Here is a 17228-nt window from a genome sequence, read left to right as displayed (position 1 = left end):
CGACATGAGCCGCCGACCGTTTCGCATTGCACGCAGACCGTTCTGCCGCGCCGGACCAAGGCTTCGGCCCGGCGCGGCTCGGGTCATCCCCGCGCCGATGCCATGCCGCCGCCGTCGACCGGCGTGGCGGGCAGGTGCCGCCGTCCCTTCTTTTCACCAAGCATCAACATGGCGGGCGTCACCACAAGCGTCAGCACCGTCGCGACCACGAGACCGCCTGCGATGGCCGATGACAGCTCGGTCCACCACTGGGTCGACGGCGCGCCGTAGACGATCTCGCGGGTGAAGAAGTTGATGTTCAGGCCGATCACCATCGGCATCAGGCCCAGCGCCGTGGTGACCGAGGTGAGCACCACCGGCCGCAGGCGCTGCGCGCCGGTGCGGATCGCCGCCTCGTAGGGCGACATGCCGGTCTTTTTCAGGTCGTTATAGGTGTCGATCAGCACGATGTTGTTGTTCACCACGATCCCCGCCAGCGCGATCACCCCGATGCCGCCCATGACGACGCCGAAGGGGCGACCCGTGACGAGCAGGCCGAACAGCACCCCCGCCACCGAAAAGACGATCGCCGACATCACCACGAAGCTCTGGTAGAAGCTGTTGAACTGCGTCACCAGGATCGCGAACATCAGGATGATCGCGGATATGAAGGCGCCGACGAGAAAGGTCATCGCGTCCGCCTGATCCTGCGCCTCGCCACCGAACGACCAGTCGACCGTCTCTGGCAGATCCGCGCCCTCGATCGCGCCGCGCAGCGCGATGATTTGGTCGTTGACCAGCACGCCCGGCGCGACATTGGCTTCGATCGACACCACGCGGCGCTGGTCGATGCGCTTGATGGTGCCGGTGCGCGGGCTCGGCTCGAAGGTCACGAAGTTCGAGATCGGCACCAAACCGGCATTGGTCGGCACGCGCAGCGATTGCAGCTCTTCGAGCGTGCGCTCGCCAGAGGGAAAGCGCACCCGGATATCGACCGAGCCGTCGGCGTCCGAGGGGCGGTAATCGGCCACGGTGATGCCTTGGGTCAAAAGCTGCACCGCCTGTCCCAGGAGCGACACGTCGGCGCCAAAGCGCGCGGCCTCGGAGCGGTTGACGCGGATGCTCCATTCGACGCCCGGCAAGGGGCGCGTGTCGGTGACGTCGGTAAAGCCGCCGATGCGGTCCATCTCGGCGCGGATCGTCTCGACCGCCGCGGCCTGCGCCTCGGGGTCGGCGCTGCGCAGCTTGATGTTGACGGGCTTGCCCGCCGAAGGCCCGCTCGACGCGGTCTGCACCTGCACGTCGATGCCCGCGATGTCGGCCATCTCGCCGCGGATCTCCTCGCCGATCAGCTCGGCGCTGCGGCGCGTGTCCCACTCGGTCAGCTCGAGCTGGATCGTGCCGATGGTCTCCTCGTCGCCCTGCCCCGACCCGGCGGTGGAGCGGGCATAGACCGAGGCGATACCGGGCTTGTCGATCAGCCGCTCCTCGACCCGGCGCACCAGCTGGTCACGCTCGAAGATCGAGAAATTGTCGCGGGCGCGCACCTGCACCTGCATGAAGTCGGGCTCGACCGAGGGAAAGAAGCTGACGCCATTGCCGAACTGGCCATAGGCGCCAAAGCCCGCGAGCAGGAAGGCAAAGGCGAACATCAGCGTGGCCCAGGGCCGCAGGATCGCCTTTTCCAGCAGACGGACATAGCCGCCGGTGAGCCCCCTGAGACGGCGCGGATCGCCCGTTTCGGCGGCGTGCAACGTGGCCTTGTCGGCGGCCGATTGCGGCGGCCGCTTGCCGATGATCCCGCCCATGACGGGAATGAAGATCAACGCCATGAACAGCGATGCCGCCAATGTCAGGATCACCGTGATCGGCAGGAATTTCATGAATTCGCCCACCGTGCCGGACCAGAACAGCAGCGGGAAGAACACCGACAGCGTGGTGGCGGTCGAGGCGATGATCGGCCAGGCCATGCGCTTGGCCGCGAAGGCATAGGCCTGTTTCGGCGCGGCGCCCTCCTGCAGCTGGCGGTCGGCCAGCTCGGTCGTGACGATGGCCCCGTCGACCAGCATGCCGACCACGAGGATGAGCGAGAACAGCACCACGAGGTTCATGGTGAACCCCATGACCATCAGGGCCGTGACCCCCGCGAGGAACGCGCCGGGGATCGACAGGCCAACGAGCAGCGCCGAGCGGATGCCCAGCGCCCAGACGATGACGATCATCACCAGGATCACGGCGGCGATGACGTTGGCCTCGAGATCCGAGAGCATGGTCTTCACCTGCTTGCTCTCGTCCTGCATGTAGTTGATGTCGACGCTGTCGGGCCAGCCGGCCCGCGCCTCGGCGACGACCTGCTTCACCTGCGCCACGGTGTCGATGACGTTCGAGCCAGTCCGTTTCTTGACCTCGAGCGCCAGCGCAGGCTGGCCGTCGATCCGGGCAAAGCCCGACGGGTCGGCAAAGGTGCGGCGGATCGTGGCGACGTCGCCGAAGGTGACGACGGTGTCGCCGCGCACCTTCACGGGCAGCGCCATGACATCCTCGATGTCCGAGATCAGCCCCGGCACCTTGAGCACGATGCGGCCCGCGCCGTTCTCGATGGCGCCGGCGGCGATCAGGCGGTTGTTGCGGCTGATCTGGCCGATCAGCTCTTCGAAGGACAGGTTGTAGGTCTCGAAGATCGTCGGATCGATCAGCACCTCCAGAAGCTCGGTGCGCGAGCCGGCGACATCGACCTCGAGCACGCCGCCCAGGCCCTCGATCCGGTCCTGAAGGTCTTCGGCAAGCTGGTTCAGCGTCCGCTCGGGCACCGGGCCCGACAGGATCGCGGTGAGGATCGGAAACAGCGCGGTGTTGGTCTCGGTCACCGTGATGTCGCTCGCGTCATCGGGCAGCTCGCCCGAGGCGCGGTCGGCGGCCTCGCGCACGCTATCGAGCGCCTCGTCGGCGTCGAAGCCCGGTTCGAACTCCAGCATCACCGAGGCGTGGCCCTCGCGCGCCGAGGCTTCCATTTTCTTGAGCCCCGTCAGCGCCCCGAACTCGGTCTCCATCGGTTCGACCAGCAGCCGCTCGGCATCCTGCGGCGAGATGCCTTCGAGCGTGGTGAAGACATAGACCACCGGGATCGGGATCTCGGGCGAGCTTTCCTTGGGGATCGAGACATAGGACAGCGCGCCGACGCTCAGGATCGCGATCAGCGCGAGAATGACGGTGCGGGTGCGGCTGAAGGCCGCGTCGATCAGCCCGTTCATTGGATCCCGCCTTCCGCGGGAGCCTCGGAGGCCCCAAGCACCACGGGCGCGGGACCGGCCTGCGGCGCCGCCTCTTCGTCGGCGCGCGCATCGACCAGCTCGCCATCATTGACGAAGCCCTGGCCGACGCTGATGATCCGCGCCGTCTCGGGCAGCCCGCCGATCCAGATGCCGTCGGTCTGCGCCCGTATGATCTCGATTTCCCGGAAGGCCACCCGGTCCTCGTCGTCGACCGTCTTGATGCCGAGCGTGCCGTCGGTGCCGAGCGACAGGATCGCGGGCGAGACGAAATGCGCGACCTGTTCGCCGGTGGCGATGCGGACCTGCGCGCTGATCCCGGCCGGGATCGCGCCATCGGCGTTGGGCACCTCGATCTCGGCGGTGAAGGTGCGGGTCTGCGCGTCGGCGCTGCGCCCGACGAAGCGGACCTCGCCCTCCGCCGTCTCCCCGGTGATGAACGCGACCTGCGCCACCTGCCCGGCCTCGATCTGCGACAGCTGCTGCTGCGGGATCTGGATCGCGATCCTGAGCGGCGTGTTGTCGACGATGCGCGCCACCTGCGCGCCCGCGTTGACGAACTCGCCCTGCTCGACCTCCAGCGCCTCGATCCGCCCGTCGAAGGGCGCGCGCACGATGGTGTCGGCGAGCGCCTCCTCGGCCGCCGTCACGGCGGCCTCGGCGGCCGCGAGCGTCGAGCGGGCCTGTGCCACGCGATCCACCGTCGAGGTGCCCCGTTCCAGCAGCGTCTGCGCGTTGTCGAACTCGCGCTGGGCGCGGTTGCGTTCTTCCTGCGCCCGCTTGAGGTCGGCGTCGCCCCGTGCCGTCTCGAACCGCGCGATCACGTCGCCTGCCTTGACCTCGTCTCCGCGCCGGAGCGGCACCCCCGAGATCTGGCCGCCGGTCTCGGCAAGGATCTGCGTATCGCGCTCGGCCAGCGCCTGTCCTTCGGCGGCAAAGACCTGCGCCACGGTTCGGGCGGTCGACTCCTGCACGGCGACAGCCACACGGTGCGAGGCGCTGCTTGCGTGCTCGGCCGCGACCGCCTCGTCCCCCGGCTCGGAGGGCAGGACGAAACCGCTGCCCATCCAGCCGACGAGCGCCAGAACGAGGCCGCCCGCCACGAGCTTGGACCGGTAGGAGCCGACATCGCTGTCGAAGGTGAGAGGCGCGGGGCCCTCTTCGGGAGAGGTGGTCATGATGAGATCTCCGGGTGCCGTTCCGAAACGGAACGGTCGCATTGAGTTGGGCGGCGGCGGCCGCGTGTCAATCGTCGGATCCGTACGCCTGCGCAGAGGCGATCGCGGTCGCGACATCGCGGTGAAAGGCCGCGAGGGAACCAAGCCGCGCGCGCCGGGCGCCGGCCCTTTCCGGCAGCGCCGAAAGAACCGCTTCGAATTCGCGGCTGGCGGCGGCCCGGCGGGCGCTGAGCCAATCGCGCAGCGCCGGCAGAACGGCGGGCGACAGCTCGATATACTCCTGCCGGTCGCCCTTGCGCGCAACGCGCCGGACCATGCCTTTCGCCTCGAGATCGCGGGCGGCGACGCTGATGCTGCTGCGTCCCAGGCAAAGGGCTTCGGCAAGTTCCCCGAAACTCAAGGCCCGGCCTTCGAACGCCAGAATTGCAAACAATCGCCCGGCGGTACGGGATGCGCCTTCGGCCTGGGCCAGCACCCCGAGGCGTTCGACGAAATCGCGGCGCAGCGCGGTCAGATCCTGTGTCGAGCCGGTCATGCAAGGCGCCTTTCGGAACGGATGCCGCGCATATAGGAAGCGGCCGGCACCCTGTCCAGATGTTTCAGAATTTACTGAACGATCCACATGGCTGCCACAGGTCCCTTGTCGTCATGTCAAAGTGAACGAACTGGACGATCTGAAGGGACGATCATACATTGCGGCCAAAGGAGTGCCCCATGACCGACACCGAGACCGATACGCTCGCGCAGGTTCGAAGCGAGTTCATCGAGAAGGTCGGGCTGATCGCGCAGAACGAGGGTCTGCCAAGAATCGCGGGGCGGGTTTTTGCCCTGCTCGTCTTCGATGGCGACGTGCTGTCCTTTGGCGACATCACCCGGCATCTGGAGGTCAGCCGCGGCAGCATCAGCTCCGCCACCCGCCTGCTCGAGGATCGCGGGCTCATCAAGCGGCTGGGAAAGCCGGGGCAGCGGCAGGATTTCTTTCGCCTCGCGGACAACCCCTATGAAAACATGCTTGGCGCCGTGGCCGGCAATCTCGACCGCGCGCGGGCCGAGATCGGCGAAACCCTCGCGCTTGTGCCCGACACCCGGCCCGAGATCCGGCGCAGGGTGCAGGACTATGCACGGTTCTACGAGGAAATGGGCCGGGCCGTCCGTCAGTCGATCGAGAACCTGAAATAGCCCCGCCTGCCGCCCGCGACGGTGCGGAGCGGCCGGGACGGGGCGAATGGGCCTGCCTGCAGGCACGGGGCCGTTTGGCCGGTTTTCGCCGCGCCGATACCCGCGCGGCCCGATGCGTCACTGGATTTCGCGGATCGCCGGATAGGCGCGCCGAAACGCCGCGTAGCCCGCATCATGCGCCTCGCGCAGCCCGGCGACCGGCGCGATGCGTTCGCCGATGGCCGGGGCGGTCATGACATGTTCGGGCGCCGCCCCGGTCGCCGCCACGAGCCCGAGCCGCGCCGCCCCGAGCGCCGCGCCGAACTCCCCGTCCTTGGGCAGGTCGAGCGGCACGTCCAGCACCGTCGCGATCAGCCGCAGCCAGTAGCGCGACCGGCTGCCGCCGCCGATCGCGATCAGCCGGTCGACCTCCGCCCCCGCCGCCTTCAGCGCCTCCAGCGAATCGCGCAGCCCGTAGGCCACGCCTTCGAGCACCGCACGGGTCAGGTCGTCGCGCGTGGTCTCGGCGCCGATCCCGGTAAAGCTGCCCCTGATTTCGGCATCGTTGTGCGGCGTCCGCTCGCCCGAGAGATAAGGCAGGAACCGCACCCGCCCCGGCGCCCCGATCTCGTCGCCCAGCGCGCCGGTCAGCTCGGCCGCCCCCATGCCGGTGATCGATGACAGCCATGTCAGGCTATCGGCGGCCGAAAGCATGACCCCCATCTGGTACCAGCGCCCCGGCACCGCGTGGCAAAAGCTGTGCAGCGCCGTTTCGGGCGCCGGGCGGTACCCGTCGCGCGCGGCCAGAAGCACCCCCGAGGTGCCGAGCGACAAGAACCCCTCGCCCTCGTTCAGCGCGCCGATGCCGCAGGCGGCGGCGGCGTTGTCGCCCGCGCCCCCGGCGACGGCGACCGACCCCGACAGGCCCCATGCGGCGGCCAGATCCGGGCGCAGCGTGCCCGCCCTGTCGCAGCCTTCGACCAGCCGCGGCATCTGCGCGCGCCGCATGTGCCCGGCATCGAGCAGCGCCTCCGACCAGTCGCGCGCGCCGACATCGAGCCATGCGGTCCCGGCGCTGTCGGACATGTCGGCCACGTGCTCGCCGGTCAGATAGAGGTTCAGATAGGCCGCAGGCAGCAGCACCTTGGAGATGCGGGCATGAGCGTCGGGCTCGTGGGCGCGGACCCATTCGAGCTTGGGCGCGGTAAAGCCCGGAAAGACGATGTTGCCGGAGGTGGCGCGCACGCCCTCCATCGCGTCGAGCCGCGCGGCCTCGGCATGGGCGCGGGTGTCGTTCCACAGGATGCAGGGGCGGATCACCCGGTCCCCGGCGTCGAGCAGCGTCGCGCCATGCATGTGGCCCGCCACGCCGATACCCTTGAGCCCGGCGAATTCAGGGCAGCTCTCGCGCAGCTCGGCAACCGCCGCCTCGAGCGCCGCGATCCAGTCGGCCGGGTCCTGTTCGCTCCAGCCCGGATGCGGATGGTCGGCGGCGTAATGGCGCTCGGCGGCGCCGATCGGCGCGCCGCTCTCGTCCAGAAGAAGGGCGCGCAGCCCGGAGGTGCCAAGGTCGATGCCGAGATAGCTCATGGTGAAACGCGGTCCTGATCGGGGGCGATGGATGACCGAGCCTTACCCCTTCCGGGGCCTCCGGGGCAAACGCCGATCCCGCGTCTTGATTCGCGGCGACCGGGCCGCAATGCCCGGCTCGACCGGCATCCGCGCAGCGCCGCGCGGCGCAAAGCGAGGGTTGCCGGGCCTGCAACCGGCGCTGACGGCCGAAAGAAGCGGCTGATCGGGCGGGAAATGTCCCGGCACGTCTGGTCGCCGCCGCCGGACTTAGCGATAGTGCGCGCCATGTCGCTTTTCATCATCGCCCTCCTCCCGTTCCTCGGCGCGCTGCTGCCCGGTCTGATGATCCGGGCCGGTCGGCAGGCCTGCTTCACCGCCACCTTCCTCGTCACGGCGCTCGCGTCGGTCGGGCTGCTCACGCACCTGCCCGCCATATTGCGCGGCGAGACGATCTCGGCCCGGCTCGACTGGATGCCGGGGCTGGGGCTCAACGTGAACCTGTTTCTCGACCCGCTGGGATTCATGTTCGCGGCGCTGATCCTCGGGATCGGCCTGCTGATCATCGCCTATGCGCGCCACTACCTGTCGCGCGACGACAACATGGGCGAGTTCTTCAGCTACCTGCTGCTGTTCCAGGGCGCGATGGTCGGCATCGTGCTGTCGGACAACATCCTGCTGCTGCTCATCTTCTGGGAGCTGACCTCGCTCTCCTCCTTCCTGCTGATCGGCTTCTGGAAGCACCTGCCCGAGGGCCGTCAGGGCGCGCGCATGGCGCTCGCGGTGACCGGCATGGGCGGGCTCGCGCTGATCGGCGGCATGCTGCTTTTGGGCAATATCGTCGGCAGTTACGACCTGACCGTCATCCTCGAGAACCGCGACGTGGTGCAGGCCTCGCCGCTCTACGTGCCCGCGCTTCTGCTGATCCTTCTGGGCTGCTTCACCAAGTCGGCGCAGTTCCCGTTCCACTTCTGGCTGCCGCACGCCATGGCGGCGCCGACGCCGGTCTCGGCCTACCTGCATTCGGCGACGATGGTGAAGGCCGGGCTGTTCCTGATGGCGCGGCTCTGGCCGGTGCTGTCGGGCACGCCGGAATGGATCTACATCGTCTCCTCGGCGGGCCTGCTGACCATGGTGATCGGCGCCTTCATCGCGATCTTCAAGCACGACCTGAAGGCGCTGCTCGCCTTCTCGACCGTCTCGCATCTGGGCCTGATCACCTTCCTTCTGGGCACCGGCACCGCCTTTGGCGCGATGGCCGCGGTGTTCCACATCCTCAACCACGCAAGCTTCAAGGCCGCGCTCTTCATGAGCGCGGGCATCGTCGACCACGAGGCGCATACCCGCGACATGCGGCGCCTTGGCGGCCTGCGCAAGCTGATGCCGGTCACCTTCGTGATCGTGCTGCTCGCAGGCCTGTCCATGGCGGGCATCCCGCTGCTGAACGGTTTCATCTCCAAGGAGATGATGCTCGAAGAGGCCACGCACACCACGCTGTTCGGCGCGCCGATGCTGGTGACGGTGGTCGCGACCGTGGGCGCGCTGTTCTCGGCGGCCTATTCCTTCCGGCTGATCGCGCATACCTTCTTCGGCCCCGAGCGCGACGAGTACCCGGCGCATCCGCATGATCCGAACCCGGGCATGTGGCTGCCGCCCGCCCTGCTGATCATCCCGGTGGTGGTGATCGGCCTGTTCCCGGCGCTGGCCGAGCCCTTCGTGAAGCTGGTCACCGGCGCGGTGATCGGCTCCGCCGCCGAGATGCCCGACGCGCATCTGAAGATCTGGCACGGGCTGAACCTGCCGCTCTTCATGTCGGCCATCGCGGTGCTCGGCGGCGCGGTGCTGCTGGCGCTGTTCGCGCCGCTGTCGCGGATCTGGGAGGCGGCCCCGCGGCCAGAGGCCAAGGACATCTTCGACAGGCTCATCGCGGCCTGCGTGCGCGGCGCGCGGCTGTTTGCCCGCGGCCTGCATGACGGCTCCTTCACCCGCTATGCCGCGATCATGGTGGTGACGGTCGTCGCGATCGGCGCGCATGCGTGGTTCTCCGGCACCACCGGCGCCGAGATCCGGCGGCCGCTGCTTCCGGTCACGCCGATCGCCATCGCGGCATGGGCGATGCTGATCATCGCGGCCGGCTTTCTCGTCGCGGTGCATCGCAACCGGCTCGCGGTGCTGATCCTGATGGGCATCATCGGCCTGATGGTTTCGGTCGGCTTCAACCATTTCTCGGCCCCCGATCTCGCGCTGACGCAGATCTCGGTCGAGGTGGTGACGATCATCCTGCTGCTGCTCGCGCTCAACTTCCTGCCCAACCGCACCCCTGTCGAATCCGGCGCGCTGCGGCGGGCACGCGACGCGGTCATCGCGCTCGCGGGCGGGGCCGCGGCCACGGCGCTGTGCTGGACCATCCTGTCGACCGAGTTTCCGATCGCGCCGATCTCGGATTATCATCTCGCCAATTCCTACAAGGGCGGCGGCGGCGACAACGTGGTCAACGTGATCCTCGTCGACTTCCGCGGCTTCGACACCTTTGGCGAGATCATCGTGCTCGGCATCGCCGCGCTCGTGATCTATGCGCTGACCGAGGCGCTGCTCTCGGGTCCGGTGCGCCGCCGCCTGCTCAATCGCGGCTTCGAAGAGGCGCAGGCCGGCGACGCGCATCCCTTGATGATGGTGGTGCTGACGCGGGTGATGATGCCGGTGATCCTCATGGTCGGCGTCTATATCTTCCTGCGCGGGCACAACGATCCCGGCGGCGGCTTCGTCGCGGGTCTCGTCGTGGCCATCGCGGTGGTGACGCAGTACATGGCCTCGGGCTTTGCCTGGGCCGCGCGGCGGCAGCGCTACCCCTATCACGGCATCATCGGCGCGGGCGTCTTCGTGGCGGGCCTCACCGGGATCGGCGCATGGTTCGCGGGGCAGCCCTTCCTGACTTCGGCCTTCGGCTATTTCCGCATCCCGCCGATGGAGGAGTTCGAACTGGCCACCGCCATGGGCTTCGACCTGGGCGTGTTCCTCGCCGTGGTCGGCGCGGTGATGCTGTCACTCGAAAGTTTCTCGCGGCTGGGGTACAGGGCGGGCACGGAGACCTCCGATCACGCGATGGACATCGACCCTTCGCGCGACGAGGAGCTCACTCCGACCGTGGGTGCACAAGGCAAGGTAATCTGAGATGGAATTCCTGATCGCAACCGCCGTCGGCGCCCTGACCGCCGCGGGCATCTACCTTGTGCTGCGCCTGCGGACCTTTCCCGTCATCATCGGCACCTCGCTTCTGAGCTATGCCGTCAACGTGTTCCTCTTTGCCTCGGGGCGGCTGGCGCTCAACGCGCCGCCGGTGCTGCGCGACGGTGCCGAACGCTACACCGACCCGCTGCCGCAGGCGCTCGTGCTGACGGCCATCGTCATCTCCTTCGGGATGACGGCGGTGGTGGTGATGATCGCGCTGGGCAGCTGGCTGTCGGCGGATGACGATCTCGTCGACCGGCCCGCCGTCCCGGAAAGCGACGCGCGCCGTCCCTCCCTGCCCGAAGGAGACGCATGATGAGCCACTGGATCATCACCCCCGTCGTGCTGCCCGCGATGCTGGCCGCGATCCTCGTGCTGATGGTGCGCGAACACATCGTGGTGCAGCGCGCGCTGTCGATGGCGGGCGCGCTGGCGCTGACCGCGATTTCGATCGGCCTGTTCTGGCAGGCCTCCGACGGCACCATCACGCTCTACCAGCTCGGCAACTGGCCCGCGCCGTTCGGCATCGTGCTGGTGGCCGACCGGCTGTCGACGCTGATGCTCTTGCTGACGACGCTGCTCGCGCCGCTTGTGCTGCTCTATGCCATGGGCTCGGGCTGGGACGCGCGGGGGCGGCATTTCCACCCGCTGTTCCAGTTTCAGCTGATGGGCATCCTCGGCGCGTTCCTCACCGGCGATGCCTTCAACCTCTTCGTGTTCTTCGAGGTGCTGCTGATCGCCTCCTACGGCCTTATGATCCATTCGGGCGGCAAGGACCGGCTGCGCGCGGGCACGCAATACGTGCTCTACAACCTGCTCGGCTCGACCCTGTTCCTGATCGCGCTCGGCACGATCTACGCCCAGACAGGCACGCTCAACATGGCCGATCTCGCCGGGCGCGTGGCCGCGCTCGATCCCGGTGCCAGCGCCGGCATCCGGGTCGCGGCGGTGCTGTTGCTGATGGTGTTCGCGATCAAGGCCGCGGTGCTGCCGCTGCATTTCTGGCTGCCCGACAGCTATGCCCATGCCCCCGCCCCCGTGGCCGCGTTGTTCGCGATCATGACCAAGGTCGGCGCTTACGGCATCATCCGCGTCTACACGCTGGTCTTTCCGCCCGATCTCGAGATCACCCAGGGTCTGTTCGACACATGGCTCATGCCCGCGGCCCTGCTGACGCTGGGGCTGGGCATGATCGGCGTGCTGGGTGCGGGGCGGATCGACCGGCTGGTGGCCTTTTCGGTGATCGGTTCGATGGGTCTTTTGCTCAGCGCGGTCTCGGTTTTCACCCCCGACGGCATCGCCGCGGCGCTCTACTATGCCATCCATTCGACCTTCGCGACGGCGGCGCTGTTCCTGCTGGTCGACCAGATCCGCGACCGGCGCGGCGCGGCGGGGCCGTTTCTCGTGCAGGGCCGCCCGATCGAGGGCGGAGCGCTGCTGGCGGGCATGTTCTTCGTCGCGGCCATCGCCATGACCGGCCTGCCGCCGCTGTCGGGGTTCCTCGGCAAGCTTCTGATCCTCGACGCGGCGGGTGCGAGCCCGCTCATGTGGTGGGTCTGGGCGGTGGTGCTGACCGGATCGCTGGTGGCGGTGGTGGGCTTTTCGCGCGCCGGGTCGCTGATCTTCTGGAAGGCCCATCAGACCGGCCCCGACACCGACCCCATCGACCCCGAGACCGCGCCCGAAGTCGAGGACGACACCGCGCAGCCGGGATCGACCAAGGGTCCGGTCGCGCCGCGCCCGGTGCTGCCGATGATCGCCATCGGCGGCCTCGTCGCGATGCTGATCGCGCTCACCGTGTTTGCCGGGCCGGTCAACCGCGCGCTGACCGCCACGGCGGCGCAGCTCTTCGCGCCCGAACCCTATATCGGGCTGGTGCTCGAAACGCCCGGCAAGAAGATCAAGAACGACTCGCACGGCGCGGCGGACGACCACGCCGATGCGGCGGATCATGACGGCGCCGAAGCCGGGGAGGATCACTGATGTCGCAACGCCTGGCCCGCAAGCTGCTGCCGCACCCCATGCTGTCGACGATGCTGGTGGTGGTGTGGTGCCTGCTGATCAACCATCTCAGCCTCGGCACCGTCGTCTTCGGCGCGATCCTCGGCCTGCTGATCCCGATCTCCACCGCCGCCTACTGGCCCGACCGGCCGAAGATCACCCGGCCCTGGCGGCTCGTGTCCTACATGGGGATCGTGATCTGGGACATCGTCGTCGCCAATGTGCAGGTGGCAATGATCGTGCTGTTCAAGCGCAACGCGGACATGGCGCCCAACTGGGTCGTGATCCCGCTCGAACTGCGCACGCCCGAGGCGATCACCATGCTCGCGGGCACCATCACCCTGACCCCCGGCACCGTCAGCGCCGACCTGTCGGCCGATGGTGCGGCGCTGCTGGTCCACGCGCTCGACGCGCCCGATCCCGACGCCGTGCGCGACGAGATCAAGACGCGCTACGAACGCCGGCTCAAGGAGATCTTCGAATGATCGACACCGCACTTTCCATTGCCATCGGCGCGGTCGGGCTGGCGCAGCTCCTGGCCATGGTCCGGCTGATCCTCGGGCCGCATACCGGCGACCGGATCCTCGCGCTCGACACCATGGTGATCAACGCCATCGGCCTGATCATCCTGCTCGGGCTGCGCTGGGGCACGCATATCTATTTCGAAAGCGCGATGATCTTCGCGATGCTCGGCTTCGTCTCGACCGTGGCGCTGGCGCGCTTCGTGCTGCGCGGGGACATCATCGAATGACCGGGGGCATGATGTTGCTCGATCTTCTCGTGACGCTGCTGCTGATCGCCGGCGCGGGGTTCATGCTGGTGGGATCCTACGGGCTGTTGAAGCTCGATCAGCCGATGAAAAGGCTGCACGCGCCGACCAAGGCCTCGACCCTCGGGGTGGGCTCGCTGCTGATGGCGTCGATGGTCGACACCTTCGCCACCGGTGACGGCTCGCTGCACGAGCTGCTGGTGTTGGCTTTCCTCTTCGTCACCGCGCCGATCACTGGAAATTTCATCGCCAAGGTGCATCTGCACCGTCAACGCGACGACAATGACCTGCCGCCGCCGCCCGCCGAAGAAGGCTGGGCGACCCACAGCGAAAAGTAACGCGCCCGGCCATCCGGGCCGGGGAGCGTGCCGTGAGCCTGACCACCGACACATGCGATGCCGGACCGATCCTGCACCTGCGGGGACATGGGCCGGAGGGGCTGCGCCTCGCCGCCGTGGTGATCCGCAAGGCGGGCGTCCCCTGCGGAACGCTGCGCGCGGCGGGTGCGGACCATGCGCCGAAAAGGCTCGCCGATCTGGAGGGGCTGACGTTCTGGCGCTTCGATGTCGTGCTCGGCCCCGAGGATGGCGGCTACGAGTTCGAGGGCAGGCGTTTCGAGGTCTGCACGAAGCTGTCGGGCGACCTGCGCCTCGCCTTCGTGTCGTGCAACGGCGAAGAGAACGGCGACATGGATCGCGACCCCGCGGAGCGCGACGCGATGTGGGGCCGGCTGCGCGCCGCGCATGAAGACCGGCCCTTCGCCGCGCTGCTTCAGGGCGGCGACCAGATCTATGCCGACGAGGTCACCCAAGGCCACAGGCTGAGCGAGGGCTGGCCCGAGGATATCCCCAGCGCCGCCAGCGAGGCCGATCTCGCGGATCTCGCCGCGCATCTGCGGCGCGGCTTCGTCGCGCGCTACATGCGCGGGCTGGCCTCGCCCGAGGTCAAGGCCGTCGTGGCGCGGGTGCCGACGCTCGCGGTATGGGACGATCACGACATCTGCGACGGCTGGGGGTCGCTGCCGGTCGTGGCCACCGAGAGCGATGTGGGCCGCACGCTGTTCGCGGTGGCGCGCGAGATGTACCTGCTGTTCCAGCACGGCGCGGTGGAAACCGACATTCCCGAGGTCTTCGCGGATCCGAGCGGCGCGCATCTCGGCTGGCAGCGCACCCTGCCGGGACTGACGATCACCACGCCGGACCTGCGCTCCGAACGCGGCCGCAGGCGCGTCATGGGCGATGCGGGCTGGCGGCTGATCGAGCGCCCCTCGCCCGAGCCCGAGCGCACGATGATCGTCTCGTCGGTGCCGATGCTCGGCCCGCGCCTGTCATTGGTCGAGGCGGTGATGTGGGTCTGGCCCGGCATGCAGAAATACGAGGATGACCTGCGCGACCAGTGGCAGAGCCGGGCGCATCGCGAGGATTGGAAACGGGCACTGCGCGCGATGCTGGCGCTGCGCGCGAAAGGCCCGGTGACGCTTTTGTCGGGCGAGATCCACTTGGCCACCCGCGCCGAGATGGCCGCCGCGCCCGGCCCGGTGCACCAGCTCGTGGCATCGGGCATCGCGCATCGCGCCCCGCCCAAGGGCTATGCGCGGGGGCTGGGCTGGCTCGGGCAGCTTGGAGAAGGGCCGCTGGACGGGCACAAGATCCGCATCCTGCCCCTGCCGGGCAAGCGACGGCGCTACGTGGCCGAACGCAATTTCCTCGTGCTGGACCGGCGCGCGGGCGACTGGACCGCCACCTGGCACCTCGAGGAAAGCGGCGAGACGCCGCCGCTGCCGATCTAGGCCAGCGGCAGGGTCACCCGCGCCGCGAGCCCGCCTTCGGCGCGGTTCGACAGCGCGATCTCGCCGCCATGGGGCGCGGATGATGCCGCGCGCGATCGACAGCCCCGAGCCCGGCGCCGCCGGTGTCGAGGCTGCGGCTGTTGTCGCCGCGCATGAAGGGGTCGAACATCGCGCCGAGCTGCGCCTCGGGGATGCCGGGGCCGTCATCGAGAATGCTCACCACAGCCCGCCGCCGCGCCTGCTCAAGCCGCACCCGCGCCGCGCCCGCCCATGCGGATCGCGTTGTCGATGAGGTTGCCGCAGGCCCGGCCAAGCGCCACCGGACGCCCCGTGACCATGGCCGTCCCACCTTCGAAAACCGCGCCTCCTTCGGCGCAAAGCCGCACCAGCAGCGCGGCGAGATCGATCTCGCCCACAGGCTCCGCCTCGTTGCCTTCCCTCGCGAAGCTGACCAACCCCTCGGCCATCACCGCCATTTCGTCGAGCGTGCGGATCATCGGTGCGCCATCCTCGTCGTCGAGCATTTCCGCACGGATGCGCAGGCTGGTGATCGGCGTGCGCAAATCGTGCCCCACGGCGGCGAGCGTTCGCGTGCGTTCGGCTTCGAACCGGGCGATCCGGGCCTGCATGTCGTTGAAGGCCGCCGCCGCGTCGCGCATTTCACGCGCGCCGGTCTCGGCCACGCGGATGCTGCGATCGCCGCGCCCGGCGGCGCGTGCCGCCGCCGCCAGCGCCCCCAGGGGCCGCGTGAGCTGGCGCACGAACCAAAGTCCCACCCCAAGCACCGACAGAAGCGACAGCCCGAGGCCCAGCCAGAACACCTCGTGCCGCGCGCCGCCCGGCGGGCGCAACTGCGCCGCCGCGACATTGAGCCAGCCGCCCGCCCCCGCCGGGTCGAGCGCGATCGACACGACGATGACCTCGCCGCGCCCGCCTTCCGGCCCGCCGCGATCCGCACCGGCGAGGCGCCCCCTCTCGACGGTCGTCACCCGCACCTCGCGGTCGCCAAGCGCCGCGGCCAGCCGCGCCTCCAGCGCGCGGGCGCGATCCCCGGTCGCCGCCGACGACACGATCGGCACCGGCCCGACATCGATCCGCGCCAGCCGGGTCGAGGCCCGGCGCGCCAGCCGTTCGCGGGCCACGGGGCGCAACGCCTCCATGGCGGGCACCAAGGCCACGATCCGCTCCACTTCGCGCGCGGCGCCCGCCTCGCGGTCGAGCCGGTTGCGCTCAAACGACAGCAATCCCAGCGCCACGAGGTTGGCCACCAGCAAGGCCGCGGCGAGCAACAGCGCAAAGCGCGCCGCCATGCCCCGCGGCAGCAACCGCGAGATCACGGCGCCACCTCCACATCGGCGGCCAGCAGGTAGCCGCCGCCCCATTCGGTGAGGATCAGCCTCGGATGTTTCGGGTCGTCCTCGATCTTGCGGCGCAGGCGGCTGATCTGGTTGTCGATGGCGCGGTCATAGGCCTTGGCCTCTCGCCCGGCCACGAGATCGAGCAGCCGCGCGCGGTCGAGCACGGTGCGCGGCGCGTCGAGAAACAGCGCCAGAAGGCGGCTTTCGCCCGAGGTCAGCCCGGCCACGCGCCCGTCATCATGGTGCAACTTCCGCGCGGTGGGATCATGGGTCCAGCCCGCAAAGCGGCGGCGCGTCGCGTCAAAGGCGGGCGGCGGCGGCGGCGCGCGGCGCAGCACCGCCCGGACCCGCGCCAGAAGCTCGCGCGGGTTGAACGGCTTGGTCACGTAGTCATCGGCCCCCAGCTCCAGCCCGACGATGCGGTCGGTCTCGTCCGCCATCGCCGTCAGCAGGATCACCGGCGGCCCGCCGCGCGCCACCAGCCAGCGGCACAGGCTCAGCCCGTCCTCGCCCGGCATCATGACGTCGAGCACGACCAGACCGATCCGCGCCGTTTCCACGATGCTGCGCGCTTCGGCGGCGTTGGCGGCCAGACGCACCCGGAACCCCTGTTTCTTGAGGTACTGCCCAAGCGGTTCGCGAATGTCGCGCGCATCGTCGACGACGAGAATCTGCTCGGCGGTATCGGTCATGGGCGGCCTCCTGCGGGTCTCGGCCCCCTTTCTAGGGGGTAGTCAGGCCGGTATGCCAGCACGGCCCGTCCTCTTCGGCGCGGAGTTTTGTCGCCGGATGTAACACGAAGAGCGCCAACCCGCTTGCCACCCCGCCGCGGTCTGGATACATCGACGTCGGGGCCGGCTTAGCTCAGCTGGTAGAGCGTCTGATTTGTAATCAGGGGGTCGGGGGTTCGAGTCCCTCAGCCGGCACCAT

General features: G+C 69.0%; 15 protein-coding genes and 1 tRNA gene. 9 read left to right on the top strand and 7 right to left on the bottom strand.

Annotation, left to right across the window (positions count from 1 at the left end; translation table 11 throughout):
- Positions 1-83: 83 nt before the first annotated feature.
- The 3 genes from LOKHON_RS14965 to LOKHON_RS14955 form a co-directional block, all read right to left on the bottom strand.
- Entirely contained in the window at positions 84-3230 is a 3147-nt protein-coding gene (locus tag LOKHON_RS14965) for an efflux RND transporter permease subunit (protein ID WP_017927495.1), read from the bottom strand.
- Positions 3227-4426, bottom strand: a complete 1200-nt coding sequence (locus LOKHON_RS14960) for an efflux RND transporter periplasmic adaptor subunit (RefSeq protein WP_017927494.1) — start codon at positions 4424-4426, stop codon at positions 3227-3229. The genes LOKHON_RS14965 and LOKHON_RS14960 overlap by 4 nt, the downstream gene beginning before the upstream one ends.
- A 67-nt stretch (positions 4427-4493) precedes the next feature.
- Complete coding sequence (locus LOKHON_RS14955; RefSeq protein ID WP_017927493.1) at positions 4494-4961, bottom strand: GbsR/MarR family transcriptional regulator; 468 nt, start codon at positions 4959-4961, stop codon at positions 4494-4496.
- A 179-nt stretch (positions 4962-5140) separates the two neighbouring features.
- Here LOKHON_RS14955 and LOKHON_RS14950 point away from each other — a divergent pair, with 179 nt between their 5' ends.
- Complete coding sequence (locus LOKHON_RS14950) at positions 5141-5605, top strand: GbsR/MarR family transcriptional regulator (protein ID WP_017927492.1); 465 nt, start codon at positions 5141-5143, stop codon at positions 5603-5605.
- 117 nt (positions 5606-5722) lie between these two features.
- Here LOKHON_RS14950 and xylB read toward each other — a convergent pair whose 3' ends face one another.
- The gene (gene xylB, locus LOKHON_RS14945) at positions 5723-7174 is read right to left on the bottom strand and encodes a xylulokinase (protein ID WP_017927491.1); all 1452 of its coding nucleotides are present in this window, start codon (positions 7172-7174) and stop codon (positions 5723-5725) included.
- Between the two features lie 267 nt (positions 7175-7441).
- Here xylB and LOKHON_RS14940 point away from each other — a divergent pair, with 267 nt between their 5' ends.
- From LOKHON_RS14940 to LOKHON_RS14910, 7 genes are read left to right on the top strand one after another with little or no spacing between them, the layout of a single operon-like run.
- Positions 7442-10324 carry a monovalent cation/H+ antiporter subunit A gene (locus LOKHON_RS14940; RefSeq protein ID WP_026147352.1) on the top strand — a complete coding sequence of 961 codons (2883 nt, stop codon included), beginning with the start codon at positions 7442-7444 and terminating at the stop codon, positions 10322-10324.
- A gap of 1 nt (position 10325) precedes the next feature.
- Positions 10326-10697, top strand: a complete 372-nt coding sequence (locus LOKHON_RS14935; RefSeq protein WP_017927489.1) for a Na+/H+ antiporter subunit C — start codon at positions 10326-10328, stop codon at positions 10695-10697.
- On the top strand, positions 10697-12364 hold the full coding sequence (locus LOKHON_RS14930; RefSeq protein WP_017927488.1) for a monovalent cation/H+ antiporter subunit D: 1668 nt from the start codon (positions 10697-10699) through the stop codon (positions 12362-12364). Before LOKHON_RS14935 ends, LOKHON_RS14930 begins: the two co-directional genes overlap by 1 nt.
- Positions 12364-12867, top strand: coding sequence for a Na+/H+ antiporter subunit E (locus tag LOKHON_RS14925; protein WP_017927487.1), 504 nt, complete (start codon positions 12364-12366; stop codon positions 12865-12867). The genes LOKHON_RS14930 and LOKHON_RS14925 overlap by 1 nt, the downstream gene beginning before the upstream one ends.
- The gene (locus tag LOKHON_RS14920) at positions 12864-13133 is read left to right on the top strand and encodes a K+/H+ antiporter subunit F (protein ID WP_017927486.1); all 270 of its coding nucleotides are present in this window, start codon (positions 12864-12866) and stop codon (positions 13131-13133) included. Before LOKHON_RS14925 ends, LOKHON_RS14920 begins: the two co-directional genes overlap by 4 nt.
- Positions 13130-13489 carry a Na+/H+ antiporter subunit G gene (locus LOKHON_RS14915; protein ID WP_026147350.1) on the top strand — a complete coding sequence of 120 codons (360 nt, stop codon included), beginning with the start codon at positions 13130-13132 and terminating at the stop codon, positions 13487-13489. Before LOKHON_RS14920 ends, LOKHON_RS14915 begins: the two co-directional genes overlap by 4 nt.
- A 32-nt stretch (positions 13490-13521) precedes the next feature.
- Positions 13522-14940, top strand: coding sequence for an alkaline phosphatase D family protein (locus LOKHON_RS14910; RefSeq protein ID WP_017927484.1), 1419 nt, complete (start codon positions 13522-13524; stop codon positions 14938-14940).
- Between the two features lie 13 nt (positions 14941-14953).
- On the opposite strand, the gene LOKHON_RS16255 is transcribed toward LOKHON_RS14910, so the two are convergent.
- From LOKHON_RS16255 to LOKHON_RS14895, 3 genes are read right to left on the bottom strand one after another with little or no spacing between them, the layout of a single operon-like run.
- Positions 14954-15160, bottom strand: coding sequence for an ATP-binding protein (locus tag LOKHON_RS16255; RefSeq protein ID WP_245631471.1), 207 nt, complete (start codon positions 15158-15160; stop codon positions 14954-14956).
- A gap of 22 nt (positions 15161-15182) precedes the next feature.
- Positions 15183-16277, bottom strand: coding sequence for a HAMP domain-containing protein (locus tag LOKHON_RS14900; RefSeq protein ID WP_051585602.1), 1095 nt, complete (start codon positions 16275-16277; stop codon positions 15183-15185).
- Complete coding sequence (locus LOKHON_RS14895; RefSeq protein ID WP_017927482.1) at positions 16274-16990, bottom strand: response regulator; 717 nt, start codon at positions 16988-16990, stop codon at positions 16274-16276. The genes LOKHON_RS14900 and LOKHON_RS14895 overlap by 4 nt, the downstream gene beginning before the upstream one ends.
- Before the next feature lie 161 nt (positions 16991-17151).
- Between LOKHON_RS14895 and LOKHON_RS14890 the strand changes: the two genes are divergently transcribed.
- Positions 17152-17227, top strand: a tRNA-Thr gene (locus LOKHON_RS14890).
- The last annotated feature ends 1 nt before the right edge of the window (position 17228 follow it).

The sequence above is a fragment of the Limimaricola hongkongensis DSM 17492 genome (assembly GCF_000600975.2).
GTDB classification, from domain to species: Bacteria; Pseudomonadota; Alphaproteobacteria; order Rhodobacterales; family Rhodobacteraceae; genus Limimaricola; species Limimaricola hongkongensis.
The sequence above is the reverse complement of the archived record's forward strand: the minus strand, read 5'-3'. Positions and strand labels throughout refer to the sequence as shown.

What these genes read in the sequence shown, in the direction of transcription:
- LOKHON_RS14965 (WP_017927495.1), bottom strand. Translation starts at nt 3,230, where the DNA reads ATGAACGGGCTGATCGACGCGGCCTTCAGCCGCACCCGCACCGTCATT.
- LOKHON_RS14960 (WP_017927494.1), bottom strand. Translation starts at nt 4,426, where the DNA reads ATGACCACCTCTCCCGAAGAGGGCCCCGCGCCTCTCACCTTCGACAGC.
- LOKHON_RS14955 (WP_017927493.1), bottom strand. Translation starts at nt 4,961, where the DNA reads ATGACCGGCTCGACACAGGATCTGACCGCGCTGCGCCGCGATTTCGTC.
- LOKHON_RS14950 (WP_017927492.1), top strand. Translation starts at nt 5,141, where the DNA reads ATGACCGACACCGAGACCGATACGCTCGCGCAGGTTCGAAGCGAGTTC.
- xylB (WP_017927491.1), bottom strand. Translation starts at nt 7,174, where the DNA reads ATGAGCTATCTCGGCATCGACCTTGGCACCTCCGGGCTGCGCGCCCTT.
- LOKHON_RS14940 (WP_026147352.1), top strand. Translation starts at nt 7,442, where the DNA reads ATGTCGCTTTTCATCATCGCCCTCCTCCCGTTCCTCGGCGCGCTGCTG.
- LOKHON_RS14935 (WP_017927489.1), top strand. Translation starts at nt 10,326, where the DNA reads ATGGAATTCCTGATCGCAACCGCCGTCGGCGCCCTGACCGCCGCGGGC.
- LOKHON_RS14930 (WP_017927488.1), top strand. Translation starts at nt 10,697, where the DNA reads ATGAGCCACTGGATCATCACCCCCGTCGTGCTGCCCGCGATGCTGGCC.
- LOKHON_RS14925 (WP_017927487.1), top strand. Translation starts at nt 12,364, where the DNA reads ATGTCGCAACGCCTGGCCCGCAAGCTGCTGCCGCACCCCATGCTGTCG.
- LOKHON_RS14920 (WP_017927486.1), top strand. Translation starts at nt 12,864, where the DNA reads ATGATCGACACCGCACTTTCCATTGCCATCGGCGCGGTCGGGCTGGCG.
- LOKHON_RS14915 (WP_026147350.1), top strand. Translation starts at nt 13,130, where the DNA reads ATGACCGGGGGCATGATGTTGCTCGATCTTCTCGTGACGCTGCTGCTG.
- LOKHON_RS14895 (WP_017927482.1), bottom strand. Translation starts at nt 16,990, where the DNA reads ATGACCGATACCGCCGAGCAGATTCTCGTCGTCGACGATGCGCGCGAC.